The organism is Mesorhizobium sp. M8A.F.Ca.ET.208.01.1.1 (genome assembly GCF_004791315.1).
Taxonomy (GTDB): Bacteria; Pseudomonadota; Alphaproteobacteria; order Rhizobiales; family Rhizobiaceae; genus Mesorhizobium.
On sequence record NZ_SRUT01000003.1, the window covers coordinates 523,717 to 538,230 of the forward strand.

17 protein-coding genes and 2 pseudogenes are annotated in these 14,514 nt (G+C 63.1%); 14 read left to right on the forward strand and 5 right to left on the reverse strand.

Annotated elements, in window-relative coordinates; translation table 11 throughout:
- The first annotated feature begins 21 nt into the window (after positions 1-21).
- The 11 genes and pseudogenes from EN851_RS19225 (at position 22) to EN851_RS19270 (ending at position 7,253) form a co-directional block, all read left to right on the forward strand.
- A complete protein-coding gene (locus EN851_RS19225) occupies positions 22-966 on the forward strand; it encodes a heme o synthase (RefSeq protein ID WP_127873117.1) in 945 nt (314 codons plus the stop codon).
- Positions 963-1,130: a hypothetical protein gene (locus tag EN851_RS19230; RefSeq protein WP_167531499.1), complete on the forward strand. Its 168-nt coding sequence runs from the start codon at positions 963-965 to the stop codon at positions 1,128-1,130. The genes EN851_RS19225 and EN851_RS19230 overlap by 4 nt, the downstream gene beginning before the upstream one ends.
- Entirely contained in the window at positions 1,130-1,762 is a 633-nt protein-coding gene (locus tag EN851_RS19235) for a cytochrome c oxidase assembly protein (protein WP_135929845.1), read from the forward strand. Before EN851_RS19230 ends, EN851_RS19235 begins: the two co-directional genes overlap by 1 nt.
- A gap of 1 nt (position 1,763) precedes the next feature.
- On the forward strand, positions 1,764-2,645 hold the full coding sequence (locus EN851_RS19240; RefSeq protein WP_127279330.1) for a cytochrome c oxidase subunit 3: 882 nt from the start codon (positions 1,764-1,766) through the stop codon (positions 2,643-2,645).
- Positions 2,646-2,725: 80 nt separating this feature from the next.
- A pseudogene (locus tag EN851_RS37840) lies at positions 2,726-2,848 on the forward strand (L,D-transpeptidase family protein); the annotation flags it as partial.
- A gap of 18 nt (positions 2,849-2,866) precedes the next feature.
- Positions 2,867-3,253: a DUF983 domain-containing protein gene (locus EN851_RS19245; protein ID WP_027142361.1), complete on the forward strand. Its 387-nt coding sequence runs from the start codon at positions 2,867-2,869 to the stop codon at positions 3,251-3,253.
- Entirely contained in the window at positions 3,250-4,005 is a 756-nt protein-coding gene (locus EN851_RS19250; protein ID WP_189521887.1) for an SURF1 family protein, read from the forward strand. Before EN851_RS19245 ends, EN851_RS19250 begins: the two co-directional genes overlap by 4 nt.
- An 88-nt stretch (positions 4,006-4,093) precedes the next feature.
- On the forward strand, positions 4,094-5,104 hold the full coding sequence (gene ispH, locus EN851_RS19255) for a 4-hydroxy-3-methylbut-2-enyl diphosphate reductase (protein ID WP_127873120.1): 1,011 nt from the start codon (positions 4,094-4,096) through the stop codon (positions 5,102-5,104).
- A 6-nt stretch (positions 5,105-5,110) separates the two neighbouring features.
- Positions 5,111-6,088 carry a homoserine kinase gene (locus EN851_RS19260; protein ID WP_127280539.1) on the forward strand — a complete coding sequence of 326 codons (978 nt, stop codon included), beginning with the start codon at positions 5,111-5,113 and terminating at the stop codon, positions 6,086-6,088.
- A complete protein-coding gene (rnhA, locus tag EN851_RS19265) occupies positions 6,085-6,618 on the forward strand; it encodes a ribonuclease HI (protein ID WP_127280540.1) in 534 nt (177 codons plus the stop codon). The genes EN851_RS19260 and rnhA overlap by 4 nt, the downstream gene beginning before the upstream one ends.
- Positions 6,619-6,659: 41 nt before the next feature.
- Positions 6,660-7,253: a histidine phosphatase family protein gene (locus EN851_RS19270; RefSeq protein ID WP_127280541.1), complete on the forward strand. Its 594-nt coding sequence runs from the start codon at positions 6,660-6,662 to the stop codon at positions 7,251-7,253.
- Here the strand turns inward: EN851_RS19270 and EN851_RS19275 are convergent.
- From EN851_RS19275 to EN851_RS19285, 3 genes are all read right to left on the reverse strand, one after another.
- A complete protein-coding gene (locus tag EN851_RS19275) occupies positions 7,250-7,726 on the reverse strand; it encodes a DUF2938 domain-containing protein (protein WP_135929846.1) in 477 nt (158 codons plus the stop codon). The two genes, EN851_RS19270 and EN851_RS19275, sit on opposite strands and share 4 nt — an antisense overlap.
- A gap of 96 nt (positions 7,727-7,822) precedes the next feature.
- A complete protein-coding gene (locus tag EN851_RS19280; RefSeq protein WP_127280543.1) occupies positions 7,823-8,305 on the reverse strand; it encodes a peroxiredoxin in 483 nt (160 codons plus the stop codon).
- An 84-nt stretch (positions 8,306-8,389) separates the two neighbouring features.
- Complete coding sequence (locus EN851_RS19285; protein WP_135929847.1) at positions 8,390-9,196, reverse strand: protein-disulfide reductase DsbD domain-containing protein; 807 nt, start codon at positions 9,194-9,196, stop codon at positions 8,390-8,392.
- Positions 9,197-9,368: 172 nt separating this feature from the next.
- On the opposite strand from EN851_RS19285, the gene EN851_RS19290 reads away from it, so the two are divergent.
- Positions 9,369-9,977 (forward strand): YqgE/AlgH family protein, encoded by a 609-nt coding sequence (locus EN851_RS19290; RefSeq protein ID WP_135929848.1) that lies wholly within the window; start codon positions 9,369-9,371, stop codon positions 9,975-9,977.
- Between the two features lie 99 nt (positions 9,978-10,076).
- Here the strand turns inward: EN851_RS19290 and EN851_RS19295 are convergent, their stop codons facing one another.
- Positions 10,077-10,868, reverse strand: coding sequence for an MBL fold metallo-hydrolase (locus EN851_RS19295; protein WP_127873124.1), 792 nt, complete (start codon positions 10,866-10,868; stop codon positions 10,077-10,079).
- 138 nt (positions 10,869-11,006) lie between these two features.
- On the opposite strand from EN851_RS19295, the pseudogene EN851_RS37225 reads away from it, so the two are divergent.
- Positions 11,007-11,099: pseudogene (locus EN851_RS37225) on the forward strand (LysR family transcriptional regulator); the annotation flags it as partial.
- A 165-nt stretch (positions 11,100-11,264) separates the two neighbouring features.
- On the forward strand, positions 11,265-11,627 hold the full coding sequence (locus EN851_RS37230; protein ID WP_245520779.1) for a LysR substrate-binding domain-containing protein: 363 nt from the start codon (positions 11,265-11,267) through the stop codon (positions 11,625-11,627).
- Here the strand turns inward: EN851_RS37230 and EN851_RS19305 are convergent.
- Positions 11,624-14,512 (reverse strand): EAL domain-containing protein, encoded by a 2,889-nt coding sequence (locus EN851_RS19305; RefSeq protein ID WP_127873126.1) that lies wholly within the window; start codon positions 14,510-14,512, stop codon positions 11,624-11,626. The two genes, EN851_RS37230 and EN851_RS19305, sit on opposite strands and share 4 nt — an antisense overlap.
- Positions 14,513-14,514 lie beyond the last annotated feature (2 nt).

Here is a 14,514-nt window from a genome sequence, read left to right on the forward strand (position 1 = left end):
GAATAATGGACTTCAGTACGCATGGCCCTAGTCGACGAAACCAGCATTGACGAAGCGGGCTTCCGCATGTCGGAAGCGACGGCGGGCGATTTCTTCGCCCTCCTGAAGCCGCGCGTCATGTCGCTGGTGGTGTTCACCGCCTTTGTCGGGCTGGTCGCCGCACCGGTGACCATCAATCCGCTGCTGGCGGTGATAGCCATCCTGGCCATTGCGATTGGGGCTGGCGCCTCCGGTGCCCTCAACATGTGGTACGACGCCGACATCGACGCGGTGATGACCAGGACCGCCAGCCGCCCGGTCCCGTCCGGCCGTATCCAGCCGCACGAGGCGCTCAGCTTCGGCCTGGTGCTTTCGGTCCTGTCGGTGATGACGCTCGGCGTGCTGGTCAACTGGCTGGCCGCCACGCTGCTTGCCTTCACCATCTTCTTCTATGCCGTCGTGTACACGATGTGGCTGAAACGCTCGACGCCGCAGAACATCGTGATCGGCGGTGCCGCGGGCGCCATTCCTCCGGTGATCGGCTGGGCCGCGGTGACCGGGTCGGTCAGCCTCGAAAGCATCATCCTGTTCCTGATCATTTTCCTTTGGACGCCGCCGCATTTCTGGGCGCTTGCGCTGTTCAAGTCCGAGGACTATGGCCGCGCCGGCATCCCGATGATGCCGAACGTCGCTGGTCATGCATCGACCCGTCGTCAGATTTTCGCCTATGCATTGGTGCTGGCCCCGGTTGGCGTGCTGCCCTGGCTGCTCGGCTACACGACGCCATTCTATGGCATGGCCGCTCTGCTGCTGGGCGCTGGTTTCGTCTGGTATGCCTGGAAAGTGCTTGGCATGGTCGACGATGACCGCGCCATGAAGCCGGCCAAGGCCCTGTTCGCCTATTCGCTGCTCTATCTCTTCGCCATCTTCGCCGCCTATCTGGCCGACAGTGTCGTCGAACGCGCGCTTGCCATGGGTGGGGCATGACCATGGTCGAGAAAGAACTCGAGACGGTCACCCTGACCGATCGCCAGAAGAAGGCCCAGCGCAGCCGTTCCATCGCGATCGGCGTGGCGCTGGCTCTGCTGGTCGTGATTTTCTACATCGCGACGATCGTGAAGTTCGGCCACAATTTGTCGGGCAAGATGTGATGAGCATCGAGACGCCCAGAAAGACGGCGGGCAAGACCAGCAACCGCGTCGTCGCGGCTGTCTGCCTCGCCTTCTTCACCGGCATGATCGGCATGGCCTATGCAGCCGTGCCGCTGTACAAGATGTTCTGCCAGGCGACCGGTTATGGCGGCACGACGCAGCGTGTCGAGAAGCAGTATGCCGGCCGCGTGCTTGACCGCGAGATCACCGTCCGCTTCGATGCCAACATTGCCGGCGTGCCGTGGGAGTTCCAGCCGGTCCAGCGCTCGATGACCATGAAGATCGGCGAGACCGTGCAGGCACATTATCAGGCCACCAACAAGTTCGATCGCCTAGTCACCGGCCGCGCCACGTTCAACGTGCAGCCGGAACTGGCGGGCCCTTACTTCAACAAGGTCGAATGCTTCTGCTTCACCGATACGACGCTGAAGCGCGGCGAGACGCTGGACATGCCGGTCCTGTTCTATGTGGATCCCGACATCGTGAACGTGCCGGAACTGAAGGACATCAAGACGATCACGCTGTCCTATACGATGTTCCCGGTCGAGAAGAACAAGCCGGTCGCCTCCTCGGAGCCGGCCAAGGGCAATAGCAAGACAGTTTCAGATACCGAAGGAAATCTCGGGGGTTGATATGGCAGACGCGCACGCAAAACCACACCATGACTACCATCTCGTCGACCCGAGCCCGTGGCCTTTCCTGGGATCGGTCGGGGCGCTTGTCACCGCTTTTGGCGGTGTCTGCCTCATGGAATACCTGAAGGGCGGTTCCTTCCCGATCTTCGGCTTCAACATTGCCAATCCTTGGCTGTTCTTCATCGGCATCGTGATCGTGCTGTACACCATGTTCGCCTGGTGGTCGGACACGATCAAGGAAGCGCATGAGGGCCACCACACGCGCGTCGTGTCGCTGCACCTGCGCTACGGCATGATCATGTTCATCGCCTCGGAGGTGATGTTTTTCGTCGCCTGGTTCTGGGCCTATTTCGATGCCAGTCTTTTTGCCGGTGAGGTGCAGAACTACGCGCGCCACACGTTTACCGGTGGTGTCTGGCCGCCGAAGGGCATGGAGGTTCTCGATCCCTTCCACCTGCCGCTTTACAACACCGTCATCCTGCTGCTGTCGGGCACCACGGTCACCTGGGCGCATCACTCGCTCATCCATGGCGACCGTAAGGGGCTGGTCAACGGCCTCGTGCTGACCGTCGGCCTCGGCATGCTGTTCACCATGGTGCAGGCCTACGAGTACATGCACGCGCCGTTCGGCTTCAAGGATTCCATCTACGGCGCCACCTTCTTCATGGCGACCGGCTTCCATGGCTTCCATGTCATCATTGGCACCATCTTCCTGCTGGTCTGCCTGATCCGCGCGATGAAGGGCGACTTCACCCCCAAGCAGCATTTCGGCTTTGAGGCGGCCGCCTGGTACTGGCACTTCGTCGACGTGGTCTGGCTGTTCCTGTTCGCCTCGATTTACGTCTGGGGATCGGTCGGCGCGGTGATCGAGGGCCACTGATCCAGCCTTTGGGATTTCGATTTGGGGAAGGCGGTCGCGGCAACGTGGCCGCCTTCTTCTTTTCGGCGCTATGATTGTCGTGGTGGGGCTGGCTGCTTCAATTGGTCGACTGGACCGACGGCTGCATTGCGGTTACGGACTCCGACATGGACGAAATCTGGGCAATGGTGGCCGATGGGACGCCGATCGATGTCGAGCAATGACCATGAATGAAGACAACCATGAGTGAAGATAGGGCGATCTGGCCTCCGATCGATCCGATTTCGGCCGGCCTGCACGGCCGTTGCCCGCGCTGCGGCGAGGGGCGGCTGTTTTCCGGCTTCCTCACCGTCGGCAAGCGCTGCGTCAATTGCGGCCTCGACTATTCCTACGCCGATGCCGGCGACGGGCCGGCGGTGTTCGTCATCCTGATCATCGGCTTCATCATCGTCGGGCTGGCGCTCTGGGTTGAAGTGACGCTGAGCCCGCCGCTCTGGCTGCATCTGCTGATATGGATCCCGCTCGCCCTGGTGCTGTGCCTGACGGCGCTTCGCTTGATCAAGGGCGTGCTGCTCACCCTGCAATACCGCAACAAAGCGGCCGAGGGTCGGCTGGATCGCGGCGAATGAGCGAAGCTTCCGCCAAGGCCGGCGGCCGTTCGCGGCCGAGATCGGCGCTGTTGATCGCCATTGGCCTTGTGCTGTTCTTCATCCTGCTGGCGCTCGGCACCTGGCAGGTCCAGCGCCTGCACTGGAAGGAAGGCCTGCTGCAGACCATCGACCAGCGCACCCATTCGGCGCCGTTGCCGCTGGCAGAGGCCGAGAAGGAATTCGCCGCAACCGGCGACGTCGACTACACGCCGGTCACGGTCACCGGCACTTTCCTGCATTCCGGCGAACGGCACTTCTACGCGACCTGGGAAGGAGATGCCGGTTTCAACATCTACACGCCGCTGGCCCTCGACGACGGCCGTTTCGTTCTGATCAACCGTGGCTTTGTGCCCTACGACCTCAAGGATGCCGCCAAGCGTGCCAAGGGACAGCCAACGGGCAAGGTCACGGTCACCGGGCTTGCTCGCAACCCGCTGTCGGCAAAGCCCTCGATGATGCTTCCCGACAATGACGTGGCCAAGAACATCTTCTACTGGAAGGACCGCGACGTCATGGCCGCGAGCGCCGGCCTGCCGGCTGGGTTCAAGCTGGTGCCGATCTTCATCGATGCCGACAAGACGACTAACCCCGGCGGCCTGCCGGTCGGAGGCGTCACCATCATCGACCTGCCGAACAGCCATCTGCAATATGCTGTCACCTGGTACGGGCTCGCCGCCGCGCTTGCCGCCATACTCGTCCTGCGGCTTCGCCGGCCCGCGAAAGAGGACTGAGCGCGAGCGACGCCCCCCTTTCTACACAGACCCTTGACAGGGCGGGGGTGGGCACCTCATTTCGGCGCTGACGAACCGGCAGGATTTAATGCTTCACACAACCGCCAAGCCTCCTCTGACGATCCGGCTCTGCCAGCCGCGCGGTTTTTGCGCGGGCGTCGACCGTGCCATCCAGATTGTCGTGCTGGCACTGAAGAAATATGGCGCGCCGGTCTATGTCCGCCACGAGATCGTGCACAATCGCTACGTCGTCGAGGGGTTGCAAAGCCTTGGCGCCGTGTTCATCGAGGAACTTTCCGAAATCCCGGCCGAACATCGGCAGTCGCCCGTCGTCTTTTCGGCGCACGGCGTGCCCAAGTCGGTGCCGGCGGACGCGCAGGCGCGCAACCTGTTCTATCTCGATGCAACCTGTCCGCTGGTCTCCAAGGTCCACAAACAGGCGATGCGGCATCAGCGGCTTGGCCGCCACGTTCTGCTGATCGGCCATGCCGGGCACCCCGAGGTGATCGGCACCATGGGACAGTTGCCGGAAGGCGCGGTAACGCTGATCGAGACCGAGGCCGATGCCGCCCGGCTTGTGCCGGCCGATCCCGAGGCACTCGGTTTCGTCACCCAGACAACGCTCTCGGTCGAGGATACTGCCGGTATCATCCGCGCGCTGCAGGAACGCTTTCCGGACCTGCAGGCGCCGGCGGCGGAATCGATCTGCTATGCCACCACCAACCGCCAGGAAGCGGTAAAGGACACGGCCCCCGGTGCTGACCTCTATCTGATCGTCGGCGCTCCCAATTCCTCGAATTCGCGCCGCCTCGTCGAAGTTGCCGAACGCGCCGGCGCCGCCATGTCGCTTCTCGTGCAGCGCGCCGCCGAAATTCCGTGGAATGACATCGGCAGCATTTCGACGCTTGGCCTGTCGGCGGGAGCATCGGCGCCGGAGATCATCGTCGACGAGATCATCGACGCGTTCCGTCAGCGTTTCGATGTGACCATCGACCTGGCCATCACGGCCACCGAAACAGAGGATTTTCCGGTCATGCGGGTATTGCGCGATGTCGAACTGACGCCGGCCGACATGGCCTTCGTCAACGGGGCCGCGTGAACGGCCATGGCGGTGTACACCGACGTTGCGGAGGGCGAACTCGGCGCTTTCCTGAAGCACTATCCGGTCGGCGACCTCCTGTCCTATAAGGGCATCGCCGAAGGTACCGAGAATTCGAACTTCCTGCTGCACACCTCCAGCGGTTCCTACATCCTGACGCTCTATGAAAAGCGGGTCGAGAAGGCGGACCTGCCGTTTTTCCTTGGGCTGATGGGCCACCTCGCCAACAAGGGGGTGTCCTGCCCGTTGCCGGTTACCGCGCATGACGGCAGCGTCATCGGCACGCTGGCCGGCCGGCCGGCGGTCATCATCACCTTCCTCGAAGGGCTTTCGCTGCGGCGACCGGCCGCGACCCATTGCGCCGAGGTTGGCAAGGCGCTGGCCGCGCTGCATCTGGCCGGCGCCGATTTCTCTATGACCCGCCCCAACGCGCTCGCCATCGACGGCTGGCGCAAGCTTTGGGACGCGGCCCGCGCCCGCGCCGACGAAGTCGAGCCGGGACTGGCGGCCGAGGTCGATGCCGACTTCGCCGATTTCGAACAGAACTGGCCCAAGGGGCTCCCCAAGGGCATAATCCACGCCGATCTTTTCCCGGACAATGTCTTTTTCCTGGGCGAAAAGCTTTCGGGTCTGATCGATTTCTATTTCGCTTGTGACGATCTCTACGCCTACGATGTCGCCACCTGTCTCAATGCCTGGTGCTTCGAGAAGGATTTTTCCTTCAACCTTACCAAGGGCAAGGCATTGCTTGCCGGTTATCAGAGCGTGCGCCCGCTGAGCGCGGAGGAGAAGGCGGCGCTACCGATGCTGGCGCGCGGCTCGGCGCTGCGCTTCATGCTGACCCGGCTTTACGACTGGCTGACCGTCCCCGATGGCGGGCTCGTCATGAAACGCGACCCGACCGAATACATCAGAAGGATGCGGTTCCATCGGGCGATCAGATCTCCTTCGGAATATGGATTGGCCGAATATGGGGCATCATGAGCAAGCAGGTTGAAATCTTTACCGATGGCGCCTGTTCCGGCAATCCCGGCCCCGGCGGCTGGGGCGCCATCCTGCGCTTCAACGGCGCCACCAAGGAACTCTCCGGCGGCGAGGCCGAGACGACCAACAACCGCATGGAATTGCTGGCGGCCATTTCGGCGCTGAACGCGTTGAAGGAGCCTTGCACGGTCGAGCTTCATACCGACAGCAAATACGTCATGGACGGCATTTCCAAATGGATCCATGGCTGGAAGAAGAACGGCTGGAAGACCGCCGACAAGAAGCCGGTCAAGAACGGCGAGTTGTGGCAGGCGCTGGACGAGGCCAACCGACGCCACAAGGTCACCTGGAACTGGGTGAAGGGCCATGCCGGCCACACCGAGAACGAGCGTGCCGACGAACTGGCACGGGAAGGCATGGCGCCGTTCAAGAAGGGGCCTTTCAGGCCGGCAGTGCTGGCGCCAAAGCCTGATGGCCAGGCAGAGCAGCCGCTGGCTTCGAAGCCGCGTCGTTCTACGCAGAGCTATTGAGCTTCTGTTCGAGGGGGCTGACCGGCCGGAGAGTTTCTGTCATGTCGATCGCCTACTACATCACCCATCCTCAGGTTCAGATCGACGCCACCATTCCGGTACCGGATTGGGGTCTGTCCGACATCGGCCGCGCCAGGGCGCATGCAATGCTGGACCAGCCGTGGATCGCATCGATCGCGCGTGTGGTATCATCGGGCGAACGCAAGGCCGTTGAAACCGCCGAGGTGCTCGGGCGGCACCTCGACCTTGCGGTGCAGGTGAGGGAGCGGATGCATGAGAACGACCGGTCGGCGACGGGTTTCCTGCCGCCTCCTGAGTTCGAGGCGGTCGCCGACCGTTTCTTCGCCAATCCGCACGAAAGCATTCGTGGCTGGGAGCGAGCCATCGACGCGCAGCAGCGCATTGTGAGCGAGGTCGAGGCCGTGCTTGATGCCGGCGGCGCCGGAGATATCGCCTTTGTCGGACATGGCGGTGTCGGCACGCTCCTGCTGGTGTCGCTGAGCGACAGCCGGATCAGCCGCGACGCGGATCAGCCGGCGGGCGGCGGCAACTATTTCGCCTACGATATCGGCGCCCGCCGCCTCATCCATGGATGGCGGCCGATCGACAGGGTAGAACAGCCCCTGAATCCTTAGCGGATCAGCAGCGCCGTTCCCCAAAGACCGAGTGCGAACACGGTGTGCGAGACCAGGTTGAGGGCGCGGATCAGCATCGGATTAGGCCGCTTTGACGCCGCCCAGCCGGCGCCCATGCCTGGCGCCAGCAGGAACCAGCCGGCGCCGATGGTGACGATGCCGAGGATGAAGGCCGGCAGGAAGGTCGGGGCCGCCAACCAGCCCGCGCCCGCCAGCACCACCAGGATGATGCCGTAGACAATGCCGACGAAGTAATGGAAAGCCCAGCCCAGCGCCTTCTCATGGGCGTAGGGCGTGGCATCGCCAATATCGTCGTGAAACACCTTGTGACGCAGATGCCAGACCCAGCGCCCGACCGGCCCCCAGTTCGGCCGTGGTTGGCCGAACGTCTTGTGCAGGAAGAAGGCCCAGATATCCATCAGGACAGTGGCGCCGACGCCGATCGCGATAGCGCGCCAGATGATGTCAAACATCGTTGGAATTCCCCCCGAAAGCCGGCAGTTCTGGAGCGCAGCCGCTTGTTAGGCGAGGCCAGCCGTTGCGGCCCCCGCCTGACCGGCCGTCGAAGCTCAGAGCTGGCCGAGAATATGAGCCGCGCCGGACTCGTCGACGCCGGGTTTGGTCTCGACATTGAGCGCGGTGACCTTGCCGTCGTCGATAATCATCGAAAACCGCTTCGAGCGCAGGCCCATGCCGCCACCGGAGTAGTCCGCGTCAAGACCGACCGCCTTGGCGAAATCGCCATTGCCGTCGGCGAGGAACAGGATCTTGCCTTCGCCGCCGGTGAAGCGCGCCCAGGCGCCCATGACATGGACGTCGTTGACCGAAACGACTGCGATGGTGTCGACGCCGCGCGCCAGGATCGCGTCATGGTTCTCGAGATAGCCGGGCAGATGGTTGTTGCTGCAGGTCGGCGTGAAGGCGCCGGGAACGCCGAACAGAACCACTTTCTTGCCCGGGAAAATCTCGGCCGACGTGATCGCCTTGGCGCCGTCGGCGGTCATGGTCTTGAAGGTCGCCTCGGGCAGCTTGTCGCCAACGGAAAGGGTCATGAGTTCCTCGCTTGGGGATTTGGGGAAGGACGGTGCTTGCGTAGCGAACTAGGGGGCTCCCTGCAACTGTTCGGGCGAGCTGGATCAAGGGAAAGGCAGCAGCCCTTCGACCGCGCCCGCCGAACTCGTCAGCGTGTAGTGAAGCCCGCCGTCCGTCGGCGTCGTCGAGGGGCGATCGAGGATCGGCACGGTGAAGGTCAACTTGCCGTCCTTTTCCGCGCGGGAAGGGGTGCCGAACATATAGTCGCGCTCGCCGGCGACGAAGAAATCCGCCGCCTGCGGATCGCCAGGAAAACTCGCCTCGACAACCAGCGTCTCGTGATTGCCCGGCAGTACCTTGATGCCAAAGTCGGGTTTTGCAGCCGCCGGCAATGCCGTGAAACTCGCCTTTACCAATGCCGTGTCGTCGGCATTGTCGGGATCGGCAGCGGGGTCGACGCTCAGCCGTGTCTGCACGGGGATGCAGATGGTTTCGCAAATGCCGAGAAAGACGTCGGCATCGATGACGGCCGGCTGGTTCGGCGTCGACAGCGTGAACGTCACCGGCAGCGAAACCGGATAGTTGTAGCCGGCCCATTTGCCATAGCCATCGTCGTGGCGCTGCGGCGCGGGAAACGACAGTGTCGCATCGGCGATATTGGTGCTGGCCGAAATGTCGAGCTGCGGCGGCACGCCGGCGTCACCCGGGTCGCGCCAATAGGTCTTCCAGCCGGGTTTGAGGGCTATGTCGAGGACACCCCGGATGCGGCCGGCGTCGTCCGGCTTGCCTGATGTCACCAGCCGTACCTTGCCGCCTTCGCTGTTGTACCAGGCGGATGAGGAGGCGGTGGCGGGAAGGGCGGTTGCCAATCCGATGGCGGCGCCGAGCAACAGGATTTTCAAGCTTTGCATGGCGGTGATTTGATCGTCCGTTCGTGGCCGCGCAATGATTTCATGGCCGTACTGATATCATATTTGCGTGACCTTTGCGGGCAAGCCAAGACCGGCCCCGCAATATGGGCTTTGGTCGAATCCGGTACGGCGCATCTTTTCGGCGCCCGGGAAACGCGTTACCCTCCCTGGAATGGATTTGTTGCGCCACAAGAAGACAGCCGCCCGCCGTGGCTTTCTCGACGATCAGTTCCTGATTGCCATGCCTGGCATGAAGGACGACCGTTTCACGCGCTCGGTCATCTACGTCTGCGCGCACAGCGATGAAGGCGCGATGGGCCTGATCATCAACCAGACGCAGCAGATGCTGTTTCCGGACCTTCTGGTGCAGCTCGGCATCATGAACGAGCAGGAGGCGATCCGCCTGCCGGCGCAGGCGCGCGATTTCGTCGTGCGCAATGGCGGGCCTGTCGACCGCAGCCGGGGCTTCGTCCTGCATTCGGGTGACTACCGCGTGGAATCCTCGCTCACCGTTTCCGACGACATCTGCCTGACCGCGACGGTCGACATATTGCGGGCGATATCGTCGGGGCGCGGGCCGCGTCGTGCGCTGATGGCGCTGGGCTATTCCGGCTGGGGCGCCGGCCAACTGGAGACCGAGATCGCCGAGAATGGCTGGCTGACCTGCCCGGCGACACCGGAATTGCTGTTCGACGCCGATATCGAGCGCAAATACGACCGGATTCTCGCCTCGATCGGCATCGATCTCGCGCATCTCAGCCTCGCCGCCGGCCACGCTTAAGCCTCGTCTTGCCGATAGTGACCTTTTGGCCGGGGCGCAGCGGAGCCGGAACGATGCGCCGCGAGCCCAATCTTATCCCGTGACGGTGCGCAAGAGCTTTTATGCCGGTTCATAGCCGTACGCTCCGCCCGCGCGCACCACGCGGCCGACGCCTGGCCAGCCAAGGTGCGCTCCAGCGACCCACATTCCAGCCTCGGCCGCATCGCGGAAAACCTTCTGGCGTGTTGCACGTGCGGCCGGTTGATCGTCGTCATACCCCCAACTCAACGCGGGATTGCCAAACTGCAAGGCCGGCACATGAACGACGTCCCCGAAAAACAGGAAGCGGTCTTCGTTCGTGTCGAATGCGTAGCCGATGTGGCCGGGAGCATGACCCGGCAGGGCAACTGCTCTCAACCGCTCAGCCACTGGGTCGCCATTCCGCACCGGCTTCAACAGGGATTGGAATCGCGCAAGGCTTGTTTCGGCCAGAAAGCTCTTCACAGCCTCCTCGGCAATTACAATGGCCTTCAAGTTCGGAAAAAGCCCCCGATCGTCGAGGGTCAAAAGGCCGTACACATGATCCTGATGGGCATGGGTGAGAGCCAAGACCGTGATCGAGCCGGGATCGATGCCGGCTTCGGCCAGCGCCTGCTCGAGACGTCCTGTTGTGGGGGCCCAGCTTCCTCCTCCACTATCGATCAGAATGCCGTCAACGCCTGGACCTGCGAGGGCAAAGCAATTGACGGAAAGGAGTAGCGCTCCTGCCTGCGCGACTTGCAGCACCGGCTTGTCCTGCGGATCCCGAAGAAGGTCCGCCGGCATCTCGATATAGCCGTCCGAGAGCGACCAGACGCGCCAAGCGCCCGTGGTACAGCCGAGAACGTTGTCGCTGCGGAATGTCACGATCATAAGGTCCCTCAATCTACCGTTTGCCGATCAAATTTACGACAGGGTTACCTATGAGGATAGGCCTGTTGAGCTGGGAGGCCTTATGAGTGATATTCATAAATGATGAGGAACGAGCTGAATGAACTCGCTGCGTTCGCGATGGTCTCGCGGGAACGAAGCTTCACACGAGCCGCGGCAAAATTGGGTGTGTCTCAGTCCGCGCTGAGCCACACTATCCGTGGGCTTGAGCAGCGGCTCGAGTTACGGCTTCTAGCGCGAACGACGAAGAGCGTCGCGCCAACCGCCGCGGGGGCGGCTCTCTTGAAGGATTTGTCTCCAGCGCTTGAGCAAATCGCTGCTGCCCTTGACGGAGTGCGAACCCTCAGGCGCCGCCCAGCGGGCCGCCTTCGAACTGTGATGTCCCGCTCGGCCGCCGTAATGGTATTGCTGCCACGGCTCACGGCATTCGCCGAGGCCTACCCCGACATCGTCCTCGACGTTGTCACCGTGACAGGTCCTGTAGACCTCGTTGCCGGCGAGTTCGATGCCGGTATCCAGCTCGGCGAATACATTCAAAAGGACATGATCGCGGTACGCGTCACGCCGGAGTTGCGGCTGGCCGTGGTAGGGTCGCCTGGCTATTTCTCGTCACGAAGCGTTCTTTTTCCTGTATTATCCCAGCCGTCAGCTTCAGCCGGCGGCGCTGTCTGCATTGGTGAACGCGCTGCGACACTCGCAACAATAGTCGTGCGCGATGCGCTAGACCCCGAGGGCCTCTAGGCCTGCGTCAGCGGATACTGCTCTTTCAGCGTTTTCAGCACTTGGTCGCCCGGCATCGGCGCGCCGAACATGAAGCTCTGCACATATTCGCAGCCCATCTGGCGCAGCTCGAGCGCATCGCGCTCGTCGGAGATGCCCTCGGCGACGACAGACAGGCCGAGCTCATGCGCCATGTTGACCATGGATTTGAGCAGCACGGCGCGCTTGGGCGTGCTGTCGTCGACGAAGCTCTTGTCGATCTTGATGGTGTCGAAGGGGAACCGCGTCAGATAGGCGAGCGATGAATAGCCGGTGCCGAAATCGTCCAGCGACAGGCCAATGCCGAGCTGTTTCAGCTTGGTCAGCACATGGGCCGTCTGTTCGGGATTGTCCATGACCAGGGACTCGGTGAGTTCGAGCCGGAAGCAGCGCGGCTTCAAATTGGCGCGTGCGATCACGGAACGCACATCGCTGACCAGGTCGCGGCGGATGAGCTGGCGGCTGGACAAGTTGACCGAGACCGACAGCGGTGCGTCGCCGATCTGCTTTTGCCATCCTGCGAGATCCTCGGCCGCCTGCTGCATGGCGAACAGGCCAAGCTGCACAATCAGCCCGCAGCTTTCGGCGACCGGGATGAAATCGGCCGGCGGGATCATGCCGCGGCGCGGATGGTCCCAGCGCAGCAACGCTTCGAAGCCGGCAACGCTGCCGTCCTCGAGCCGCACGATCGGCTGGTAGGCAAGCGTGAATTCGCGCCGCTCAATGGCGCGCCGCAGGTCGGATTCGAATTGCAGCCGATCTGTGCCGACGGTGCGGAAAGCCGGGCGGAACGGCTCGATCCTGTCGCCGCCAAAACGCTTGGCCTGATGCATGGCGAGCTCGGCGTCCTTGACCATGTCCTCCGCCGAGGTCTGCGCCGAGGTCCAGGTGATCAGCCCGATCGAGGCGGTCAGCACGATCTCGCGCTTGGCAAAGGTGATGGGGTTGTTGATCGCATGCTTGATGGCATCGGCCACGCCGGCGATGCGGGCGGGATCCTGCTCCGACAGCAGCATCAGGGCGAACTGGTCGCCGGCGAAGCGCGACAGCGAATCCTTCGGCTTCAACAGCCGGTGCAGGCGGCGCGCGATGGTGAGCAGGATGGTGTCGCCGGCCGAGATGCCGAGCCCGTCATTGACCTGCTTGAAGCGGTCGATGTCGATGACGAAGACGGTCGGACGCACCTTCTCCTCGGTGCGGGCGATCGAGATGATCGCCTCCAGCCGGTTCATGAACAATTCGCGGTTCGGCAGGCCGGTCAGGTTGTCATGCACGGCGTCGTGCAGCAGCCTTTCCTCGGATTTCTTCTGTTCGGTGACGTCGACCATGGTGCCGACGCAGCGGATCACCTCGCCGTCCGACCCGATGACCGGGCGCGCGCGCAGGGCAAACCAGTGATAGTGCCCGTCGGCGCCGCGCAGGCGGAAATTCTGCGCCACCTTGCCGCGGCGATGTTCCAGAACGACGTCGAGCGTCGTGCGGAACGTGTCGCGGTCATCGGCGTGCAGCACCGGCAGCCAGTTGCGCGCGGCACCGCCCAGGCTGTTGGGAGCAAGGCCGAGCTGGATGCTGACATCGGGTTTGGTCACCACGCGGTCGCGCAGCACGTCCCAGTCCCACACCGTATCGCCCGACCCCGCGACGGCCAGCGCCTGTCGCTCGAGGTCGGAGAACAGCCCCTGATGCAGCGCGCCGCCTGCAAAGGCATGCTGCATGACGGTGAAGCCGATCAAGAGGATGATCAGGATCAGCCCGCCGCCAAGTGCTGGCTGGGCGATGTCGTTGTCGAGCATGCCGGTGATCGCCATCCATGACCCGCATAGCCATAACAGCACCATGACCCAACTGGGCACCAGCATGATGGCGCGGTCATAACCACGAATGCCGAGGAAGATGATCAGGCCGAGCCCGGTCAGCGCCGTGGCGGCAAACGAGATGCGGGCGATGCCGGCGGCGACCGCCGGATCGACGATGGCGACGCCGGCGATCAGCAGCAGGCCGAGGATCCAGACCAGGGCGCCATAGCTGAAATGGCCGTGCCACCGATTGAGGTTGAGATAGGCGAACAGGAACACCACGAAGGTCGCCGCCAGCGCCACCTCCGTTCCGGCTCGCCACATCTGCTCGTTGCCGGGCGAAATCTCGATGACCTTGTTGAGGAAGCCGAAATCGACGCAGATATAGGCAAGAACCGCCCAGGCGAGGGCTGCCGTCGCCGGGAACATCGACGTTCCCTTGACGACGAACAGGATGGTCAGGAACAGCGCCAGAAGGCCGGCAATGCCGATGACGATGCCGCGAAACAGCGTGTAGGAATTGACCGAGTCCTTGTAGGATTCCGGATCCCAGAGGTAGACCTGCGGCAGCTTCGGCGAGGCAAGCTCGGCGATGAAGGTGATCACCGTGCCGGGGTTCAGCGTCACCCGGAACACGTCGGCATCGGGGCTGGTCTGGCGGTCGAGTGCGAAGCCTTCGCTGGGCGTGATGGCCGCGATGCGCGTCGAGCCGAGATCCGGCCAGAAGATGCCGGAATTGACCAGCCGGAAATGCGGCGCGACGATCAGCCTGTCGAGCTGCTGGTCGGTGGTGTTGGCGAGCGCGAACACCGCCCAGTCGCCGGTCGAGCGGGCGTCGTTGGCTTCGACCTCGATGCGCCGCACGATGCCGTCCGGCCCGGGCGCGGTCGACACCTGGAAGTTCTCACCCTGATTGCGGTAGATCTCGACGGCGCGCGAAAGGTCGAGCGCGACATCGTCGCGGGCAATCTTGATGGGTTCTACGGCAAAGGCCGACGAAGCCGCGCACAGCGTCAGCATCGTCGCCAGCAGAAAGGCGAACAGCGGTCCGTTTCGCAGGAAATTCGTCAAAA